The 9,002-nt window shown below is 74.0% G+C and carries 7 protein-coding genes and 2 pseudogenes; 3 read left to right on the top strand and 6 right to left on the bottom strand.

Annotation, left to right across the window (positions count from 1 at the left end; genetic code table 11):
- Positions 1 to 273: pseudogene (gene proA, locus ACTUAL_RS01930) on the bottom strand (glutamate-5-semialdehyde dehydrogenase); the annotation flags it as partial.
- 90 nt (positions 274 to 363) lie between these two features.
- On the opposite strand from proA, the gene ACTUAL_RS01925 reads away from it, so the two are divergent.
- The 3 genes from ACTUAL_RS01925 (at position 364) to ACTUAL_RS01915 (ending at position 4,748) form a co-directional block, all read left to right on the top strand.
- Entirely contained in the window at positions 364 to 2,439 is a 2,076-nt protein-coding gene (locus ACTUAL_RS01925; RefSeq protein WP_440899048.1) for a RecQ family ATP-dependent DNA helicase, read from the top strand.
- A 359-nt stretch (positions 2,440 to 2,798) separates the two neighbouring features.
- Positions 2,799 to 3,389: a GNAT family N-acetyltransferase gene (locus tag ACTUAL_RS01920; protein ID WP_309142030.1), complete on the top strand. Its 591-nt coding sequence runs from the start codon at positions 2,799 to 2,801 to the stop codon at positions 3,387 to 3,389.
- A gap of 78 nt (positions 3,390 to 3,467) precedes the next feature.
- Entirely contained in the window at positions 3,468 to 4,748 is a 1,281-nt protein-coding gene (locus ACTUAL_RS01915; protein ID WP_440899047.1) for an MFS transporter, read from the top strand.
- A gap of 59 nt (positions 4,749 to 4,807) precedes the next feature.
- Here the strand turns inward: ACTUAL_RS01915 and proB are convergent, their stop codons facing one another.
- The 5 genes and pseudogenes from proB to ACTUAL_RS01890 form a co-directional block, all read right to left on the bottom strand.
- Positions 4,808 to 5,920, bottom strand: a complete 1,113-nt coding sequence (gene proB, locus ACTUAL_RS01910; RefSeq protein ID WP_440899049.1) for a glutamate 5-kinase — start codon at positions 5,918 to 5,920, stop codon at positions 4,808 to 4,810.
- Between the two features lie 20 nt (positions 5,921 to 5,940).
- Complete coding sequence (obgE, locus tag ACTUAL_RS01905) at positions 5,941 to 7,407, bottom strand: GTPase ObgE (RefSeq protein ID WP_440899046.1); 1,467 nt, start codon at positions 7,405 to 7,407, stop codon at positions 5,941 to 5,943.
- 112 nt (positions 7,408 to 7,519) lie between these two features.
- Positions 7,520 to 7,783 carry a 50S ribosomal protein L27 gene (gene rpmA, locus ACTUAL_RS01900; RefSeq protein ID WP_015800030.1) on the bottom strand — a complete coding sequence of 88 codons (264 nt, stop codon included), beginning with the start codon at positions 7,781 to 7,783 and terminating at the stop codon, positions 7,520 to 7,522.
- 14 nt (positions 7,784 to 7,797) lie between these two features.
- Positions 7,798 to 8,109 carry a 50S ribosomal protein L21 gene (gene rplU / locus ACTUAL_RS01895; protein ID WP_015800029.1) on the bottom strand — a complete coding sequence of 104 codons (312 nt, stop codon included), beginning with the start codon at positions 8,107 to 8,109 and terminating at the stop codon, positions 7,798 to 7,800.
- A 470-nt stretch (positions 8,110 to 8,579) separates the two neighbouring features.
- A pseudogene (locus ACTUAL_RS01890) lies at positions 8,580 to 9,002 on the bottom strand (ribonuclease E/G); the annotation flags it as partial.

Here is a 9,002-nt window from a genome sequence, read left to right as displayed (position 1 = left end):
CGCGACGGTCTCCAGACCGGCCGCGACGCCCTCGATCCTGGCCTCGGTGAGGGTGAGGCGGTCGAGGATGTTCTCCGGGGTGCCCCCGGCCCGGCCCGCCTCGACGTCCTTGGCGTTGGCCTCCAGCACCTCGTCGGCGCGGGCGCGCAGCGCGGAGGCCATCTCCAGCAGCGCGGCGTCCTTGCGCTCGCGGGTGGCCAGCACCAGCTCGTCCGCGGCGACACGGGCCCGCCGGGCCGCCTCGTGCACCTGTTCCCGCAGGTCATCAGTCACGAGACCCAGGTTACTTTCACCTGATCGTGGTTGTCGCGCAGGTTACCGGGGGCCGGATTCCTGTCAGGGGCGTCTGGGAGGGTTCACGCCATGGACGACAACGCGCTCCGCGCACTGGCGGAGGAGAGGCTCAGGGCACTGGCCGGTCCGGGCGCCGTGCTGCGCGAGGACCAGTGGACGGCGATCCACGCGCTGGTGGCCCTGCGCAGACGCGCGCTGGTCGTCCAGCGCACGGGGTGGGGCAAGTCGGCGGTCTACTTCATCGCCACCGCGCTGCTGCGCTCGCTGGGCGAGGGGCCGACGGTGATCGTGTCCCCGCTGCTGGCGCTGATGCGCAACCAGGTCGACGCGGCGGCGCGGGCGGGCGTGCACGCGGCGACGATCAACTCGGCGAACACCGACGAGTGGCAGGACGTCCAGGAGCGGGTGGCGGCGGGCGAGGTCGACGTGCTGCTGGTGTCGCCGGAGCGGCTGAACAACCCGGACTTCCGGGACACCGTGCTGCCCTCGCTGACCGCGTCGGCCGGGCTGCTGGTGGTGGACGAGGCGCACTGCATCTCCGACTGGGGGCACGACTTCCGGCCCGACTACCGGCGGCTGCGCACGCTGCTGACCGAGCTGCCCGCCGGGGTGCCGGTGCTGGCGACCACGGCCACGGCCAACGACCGGGTGGTGCGGGACGTGACCGAGCAGCTGGGGCTCGGCGCGGGCTCGGACGCGCTGGTGCTGCGCGGGCCGCTGGACCGGGAGAGCCTGCGGCTGGCGGCGGTGCGGCTGCCCACGGCCGAGGCGCGGCTGGCGTGGTTGGCCGAGCGGCTGGCGGAGCTGCCGGGGTCGGGGATCGTGTACGCGCTGACGGTCGCGGCGGCGGACGACGTGGCGGCGTTCCTGCGCGAGCGCGGGTACGAGGTGGTGGCCTACTCGGGGCGGACGGACCCGGCGGAGCGGCAGCGGGCCGAGGAGGACCTGCTGGCCAACCGGGTGAAGGCGCTGGTGGCGACCTCCGCGCTGGGCATGGGGTTCGACAAGCCCGACCTGGGGTTCGTGGTGCACCTGGGCGCACCGCCGTCGCCGATCGCGTACTACCAGCAGATCGGCCGCGCCGGGCGTGGTGTGGAGCGGGCGGAGGCGCTGCTGCTGCCGGGGCCGGAGGACCGGGACATCTGGGCGTACTTCGCGTCGCTGGCGTTCCCGCCGGAGCGGGTGGTGCGGCAGGTGCTGGCGGCGCTGACCGACGAGCCCCGGTCGACGGCCGCGCTGGAACCGGTGGTGGAGCTGTCCCGCACCCGGTTGGAGGTGGTGCTGAAGGTGCTCGACGTGGACGGCGCGGTGCGGCGGGTGCGCGGCGGGTGGGTCGCGACGGGGCGGCCGTGGGAGTACGACGAGGAGCGGTACGGGCGGATCGAGCGGGCGCGGCAGGCCGAGCAGCGGGCGGTGCTCGACTACCTGGACACCGAGGGCTGCCGGATGGAGTTCCTGCTGCGGCAGCTCGACGACCCGCACGCGGCGCCGTGCGGGCGGTGCGACAACTGCACGGGGCAGCGGGTGTCGGCGGCGGTGTCCGAGGGCGCGGCGACGGCGGCGCGGGAGCGGCTGCTGCGGCCGGGCGTGGACGTCGCGCCGCGCAAGATGTGGCCGACCGGGATGGCGGCGGCGGGGGTGTCGCTGTCGGGCCGCATCCCGGCCGGGGAGCAGGCGGCGACCGGGCGGGCGCTGGGGCGGCTGACGGACATCGGGTGGGGCAACCGGCTGCGCTCGCTGTTCGCCGAGGCCGACCGGGAGCTGCCGGACGAGGTGTTCGCGGCGTGCGTGCAGGTGCTGTCGGCGTGGGGCTGGGAGCGGCGGCCGGTGGGGGTCGTGTCGGTGGGGTCGCGGACGCGGCCGGAGCTGGTGGGCAGCTTCGCGCGGCGGATCTCTGAGGTGGGCAGGCTGCCGCAGCTGGGGACGGTGTGGCTGGGGGCGGCGGTGCGGCGGGCGAACAGCGCGCAGCGGCTGGCGGGGCTGGTGTCGGCGTCGCGGGTGCCGGATTTGAGCGGGGTGGACGGGCCGGTGCTGCTGGTGGACGACCAGGTCGACACGGGCTGGACGATGACGGTGGCGGCGAGGCTGCTGCGCGGGGCGGGGGCGCCGGAGGTGCTGCCGTTCGCGCTGGCGGTGACGGCGTGAGGGCGGGGTGGTGCAGAAGGCGGGGGTGAGTTGAGGCGGGCTGGGGTGCGGTGTGCCCACGCGTGTGGGGAGGACGCCGCGCAAGCAGCCGAGATCCAGGGCGATGCGGGAGCACCCCGCGTGCGCGGGAAGGAACCTGCGGGGACGGACCGCCGGAGGGGGACCCGCGGAACACCCCCGCGTGCGCGGGGAAGGCCCTTTTTGGCCTGCGGGTTCACCGCTCGAAACAGTGTTGTGCCTTCACCCAGGTCGTCGCCAGTCCGAACTTCGGGTGGGGTGCGTCTCGGTGGGTGACGTGTCCGGGTGGTGTGTTCGGGAGCGCGTGGCGGGGTGGGGCCTGCGGCGGTAGTGGTGGAGGGGTGACTGGAGGGGTTGCGGCAGCGGGTGGGGGCGGGTGGGCCTTCGTGTTGCGGACTGAGCGGTTGGTGTTGCGGCGGTTCAGCGCTGAGGACGCTGGGGCGTTGTCGGCCTACCGGTCCGATCCCGAGGTGGCTCGGTACCAGTCCTGGGAGCCGCCCGTGCCGTTGTCCCGCGCCCTGCTGCTCGCCGACGAGATGGGTGAGGCCGATCCCGGAGCACCGGGGTGGTTCCAGTACGCCGTGGTGCTCGACGGGGAGTTGGTCGGGGACATCGGGGTGCACCTGCACGAGGACCTGCGCAACGCCGACATCGGGTACACGTTCGCTCGGGCGCACCAGGGCAAGGGGTACGCGACCGAGGCTGTCGCGCGGGTGCTGGAGGACCTGTTCACCGTCCGCGGGGTGGAGGAGGTCGGGGCCGAGTGCGATTCGCGGAACGTCGCCTCGGCGAAGTTGGTGGCGCGGTTGGGGTTCCGGTTGGTGGAGCGGGTCGAGCAGGCCGAGTGGTTCAAGGGGGAGTTGATCGACAGCCTGGTGTTCCGGTTGTCGGCTCGGGAGTGGCGGCGGAACCGGGGCGGGCAGGCGGGCTGAGAGGGTTGGTCACCCGTCTTGGCGGAGGTCCGCACCTCGGGCTTTACGGTCGGCGAGCAGGTGTGCCAAGGTCCGGGGATGGGTGAGTCTGGTGGCACGGGTGGTGGTGTGCGGCACCGGTTACCGGTGCGCAAGCTGGTCGCGGCCAGTGCGGGCAACGCGATCGAGTGGTTCGACTGGACCATCTACGCCACGTTCAGCATCTACTTCGCCACCCAGGTGTTCCCGGCGTCGGACGAGCGGCTCGCGCTGATCAACACGTTCGCCACCTACGCGCTCGCGTTCTTCTTCCGCCCCCTCGGCGGCTACCTGCTCGGGCGGTTCGCGGACCTGCGCGGGCGGCGGACCGCGATGCTGCTGACCATCGTGCTCATGGCGGGCGGCTCGCTCGCCATCGCGGCGCTGCCCACGTACGAGCAGGTCGGGTGGCTCTCCCCCGCGCTGCTGCTGCTCGCCCGCGTCGCCCAGGGGCTGTCGCTGGGCGGCGAGGTGTCCAACGCGTCCGCCTACCTCGCCGAGATCGCGCCCGCCGACCGGCGCGGGCGGTACTCGTCGTTCTTCTACATCTCCACCGGGTGCGCGCTGCTGCTCGCGTCGCTGCTCGGGTTCGGGCTGGCCAGGGCGCTCACCACCGCGCAGCTCGCCTCGTTCGGGTGGCGGGTGCCGTTCCTGGTGGGCGCGGTGCTCGGGCTGGCGGCGCTGTGGCTGCGGCGCGACCTGGAGGAGACCGAGCACTTCGCGCGGGGCCGCGCCAAGGCCGTCGAGCTGCGCAGGCCGCTGCTGACGACGCTCCGGGACCACCCGGCCGCCGTGGGCAGGCTCGTCGGGTTCAGCATGGCCTCGACGCTCTGCTACTACACGTTCTTCAGCGCGCTCACCCCGTTCGCGGTCAAGACCAGGGGCGCCGACGCGGGCGACGTGTTCCTGGCGCTGTCGATCGGGACGTTGCTGTTCGTGGCGCTCCAGTACCCGATGGGGGCGCTGTCCGACCGGATCGGGCGCAGGCCGCAGATGCTGGTGTGGACGGCGCTGACGGCGGTCGGCGTGGTGCCGTTGTCCACGCTCATCGGACCGGGGCTCGGCGGGCTGCTCGTGGTGTTCTGCGCGGGACTGGGGCTGTACACGGCGATGACGTCCATCGCGCCCGCCGTGATGAGCGAGCTGTTCCCCACCGAGCTGCGCGGGCTGGGCATCGGCGCCTGGTACAACCTGACCGTCGCCCTGTTCGGCGGCACCGCCCCGCTGGTGATCAACGTGCTGAGCGGGGCGCAGTTCTTCTGGTACGTGGCGGCGGGAGCGACGATCGCGTTCCTCGTCGTGCTCACGCTGCCGGAGACCAAGGGGACCGTGCTGCGCTGACCGCGAGCGCGGCAACACCGCGACAGGCACCCGGAACCGGGCCCGAGCCGAGGCGGCGATCAAGCCGTCAGCGGCACCAGGTCGTCCGCGTGCACGACCTCGCGGCGCTGCTCCGGCGGCAGCTCGCCGCTGGAGTGGCCGATCAGGGCGGGCAGCTCGGCCGCGTCGAACGCCACCACTCCCCTGGCCACGACCTCGCCGTCCGGGTCGACCAGCTCCACCACGTCACCGGCCTCGAACGCGCCCTCCACCGCCGTGACGCCCGCCGCGAGCAGCGAGCGGCGGCGGGTGACCACGGCCGCGACCGCGCCCGCGTCCAGGACCAGCCTGCCGGTCGCCGCCGAGGCGTGGCCCAGCCAGAAGCGGCGCGCCGACAGCCTCGTGCCGGTCGCCGTGAACGCCGTGCCCACGTCCGCCGCGCTCAGCGCCCGCGTCGCGTCCGCGGCGCCCGCCAGCAGCACCGGGATGCCCGCCGACGCCGCCAGCCGCGCCGCGGCCAGCTTGGAGGCCATGCCGCCGGTGCCCAGCCCCGACGCGCCGACCGAGCCCGCGCGCACCCCGTCCACGTCGGACGGCCCGGTCACCTCGGGCACCCGCTGGGCGCCGGGCAGCCTCGGGTCGCCGTCGTAGAGCGAGTCCACGTCGGACAGCAGGAACAGCGCGTCCGCCCCGACCAGGTGCGCCACCAGCGCGGCCAGGCGGTCGTTGTCGCCGAACTTGATCGCGGCGGTGGCCACGGTGTCGTTCTCGTTCACCACGGGCACCGCGCCCAGCGCCAGCAGCCGGGAGAAGGTGCGCTGCGCGTTGCGGTAGTGCGCGCGCCGCACCACGTCCTCGGCGGTGAGCAGCACCTGCCCGACGGTCAGGTCGTACCGGCCGAACGAGTTCGCGTACGCGTGCGCCAGCGCCAGCTGCCCGACGCTCGCGGCGGCCTGCTGCGTCGCCAGGTCCCTCGGCCGCCGGGTGATGCCCAGCGGGGCCAGGCCCGCCGCGATGGCGCCGGACGACACCAGCACCACCTGACAACCGGCGGCCCGCCGCGCGGCGACCGCGTCGACCAGCGCGTCGAGCCGGGACCGGTCCAACCCGCCCTCGGCGGTGGTCAGCGACGACGACCCGACCTTCACCACGACCCGGCCCGCGGCGGCGACCGCCTGCCTGGCCTGGGACAGCACCACCGACCCGGTCACGCTCACACGTCCTCTTCGGCCGCTTCCACCCAGTCGCCGTACGAGCCCGGCAACCTGCGGGCCTTCTTCGCCGCGAGCCGCTCGCCCGCGCCGACGCGGTTGCTCGGCTCCAGCCGGGCGTCCGTGCCGCGCCCGGTGAGGGCGGCGGCGGCGCTGCCCGCGGGCGGGGACGGCTCCCAGTCGATCACCAGGGCGCCGATGGTGACCTGCGCGCCGGGCACCGCGCCCATCTTGATGAGCACGTCCTCGACGCCGAGCCGCGCGAGCCGGTCGCCCAGGTAGCCGACGGCCTCGTCGTTGCTGAAGTCGGTCTGCTTGATCCACCGCAGCGGCCTCTCGCCGCGCACGATGAAGCCGCCTTCCTCCTCCGGGTCCTCCACCACGGTGAAGCCCTGGTCGTCGACGGCGGTGGGCCGCAGCACGATCCGGGTGGACTCCTGCACCGGGCGCGAGGCCCGGTACTCCTCGACCACGCGGGCCAGCGCGAACGTCAGCTCGCGCAGCCCCTCGCGGGTGGCGGTGGAGATCTCGCACCCCGGACGGCCGCGCGCCTCGACGTCCGCGCGGACGATCTCGGCCAGGTCCCGCGCCTCCGGCACGTCGATCTTGTTGAGCACCACGACGCGCGGGCGCTCCGCCAGGTCCTTGGACAGCGACGGCGTGTACTGGGCCAGCTCGGTCTCCAGCGCGTCGATGTCGGACAGCGGGTCCCGGTTGTCCTCGTACGTCGCGCAGTCCACGACGTGCACCAGCACCGCGCAGCGCTCGATGTGCCGCAGGAAGTCCAGGCCGAGGCCCTTGCCCTCGGACGCGCCGGGGATCAGGCCGGGCACGTCGGCCATGGTGAACACGGTCGCGCCCGCGGTGATCACGCCCAGGTTCGGCACGAGCGTGGTGAACGGGTAGTCGGCGATCTTCGGCTTGGCCGCGGACAGCACCGAGATCAGCGACGACTTGCCCGCCGACGGGAACCCGAGCAGGCCGACGTCCGCGACGGACTTCAGCTCCAGCACCAGGTCGCGGGACTCGCCGGGCTCACCGAGCAGCGCGAAGCCGGGCGCCTTGCGGGCCTTGGACGCGAGCGAGGCGTTGCCGAGGCCGCCGCGACCGCCCCTGGCGGCGATCAGGCGGGTGCCCTCGCCGACCAGGTCGGCGACGACCTCGCCGTCCTCGGTCATCACGACCGTGCCGTCCGGGACGCGCAGCTCCAGGTCGGCGCCGTTCGCGCCGTCCCGGTTCGCGCCCGCGCCCGCCTTGCCGCTGCCTGCGCTGGCGTGGGGGCGGAAGTGGAAGTCCAGCAGGGTGTGCACCTGCGAGTCGACGACCAGGACGACGTCGCCGCCCTTGCCGCCGTTGCCGCCGTCGGGGCCGCCGAGGGGCTTGAACTTCTCCCGGTGCACCGAGGCGCAGCCGTGGCCGCCGTCACCGGCAGCCGCGTGGATGACCACCCGGTCGACGAAGCGGGACACCGAGATCACTTCCTTGCTCTTGTGGTTCAGGAGGGGCGATCGCCCCCGGAGACGCCACTGGGCGCCGTGGTCCGCGTTTCAGCGGACACACGGCGCCCAGGTGGTACGAGAATCAGGCAGCGGCCTCGACCGGAACGATGTTCACGGTCTTGCGGCCACGCTTCGAGCCGAACTCCACCGCACCGGCGGACAGGGCGAACAGGGTGTCGTCCTTGCCGCGGCCGACGTTCACGCCGGGGTGGAACTTGGTGCCGCGCTGGCGGATGAGGATCTCACCGGCCTTGACGACCTGACCGCCGAACCTCTTCACACCCAGGTACTGGGGGTTGGAGTCACGGCCGTTGCGGGAGCTGGATGCACCCTTCTTGTGTGCCATGGCTAGTCAGATCCTCACTTACCGGTGATGCCGGTGACCTTGACGCGGGTCAGCTTCTGGCGGTGACCCTGGCGCTTGTGGTAGCCGGTCTTGTTCTTGAACTTGTGGATGCGGATCTTGGGGCCCTTGGTCTGCTCGACGACCTCGCCGGTCACCGAGATCTTCCCCAGGGCCTCCGCGTCCGCGGTGACGTCAGAGCCATCCACGACGAGCAGCGCCGCGAAGGTGATTTCGGTGCCCGGAGTGCCATCGAGCTTCTCGACCTCGACGACGTCGCCGACAGCCACCTTGTACTGCTTGCCGCCGGTCTTGACGATCGCGTACATCGGGACGGAAGTCTCCTGCTACTCGACGGTGACGGGATCGCGCGCGCCACAGCTCCACGGTGTTGCGGTGGATCGGGCTTCGCGCGACTGGGCCCGCCGGATGGCAAGCCATGCGATAGGTTACGTGGCGGTGGACCGCAGGGTCAAACCGGGGTGCGCGAGCACGGTCCGCGCAGGTCAGCGGGGGCGCGCCGGAGCGGCCACCGGACGCCGGGAGCGCGGCGCGAGGGCCGCGGGGGCGCCCGGAACGCGACACGACGATCGCAGGCCCGCCTGGCGCGCGACACGCCGGTCGCAGGCCGCCGGGAGCGCGCCGCCGCACCGGGAGCTCAGCACACCGCCCTCAGGGCGCACGGGGAGCGCGACGCGCGCACCGCAGCCACCACGCGCCCCCTGACCCGTGACAACGCGAACGCCGCCGGTCCCACCCCTCTGCGGGGCGGGACCGGCGGCGTTCGGGCGTTTCCTGCTCAGCTCTCCTTCGGCGGGCCCGCCGGGCGGGTCGCCGCGCGCCGGGAGACCCTGCGGCGGGTCGTGGTGGTCACCAGGGACTCCGCCTTCACCTCGGGCACGTGGCCGTTGGCGGAGGACTCCGCCGCGACCGGCTCGGGCTGCGGGGCCACCACGACCACGGGGGCCGGTGCGGCCTCCCTGGTCACCGCCGCGCCCGCCTCGCGCCGCACCGCGCGGCGCCGCTGGCGGCCACCCCGCTTGGCGGGCGCCTCGGCGTCCTCCGCCGCGGGCTCGGCCGGGGTCTCGGCGAACACCTCGGGCGCCACGGCCTCCGCCACGACGGCCGGGGCCTCGGGCTCAGCGGCGGCCGGGACCGACGGCTCGGCCGCGACCTCGGCGGCCGGGGCGGGAGCCGCCGGTGCCTCGGTGACCGCCACGGA

It is taken from the genome of Actinosynnema sp., assembly GCF_052038725.1.
This window is presented reverse-complemented; position numbering and strand designations above follow the sequence as displayed.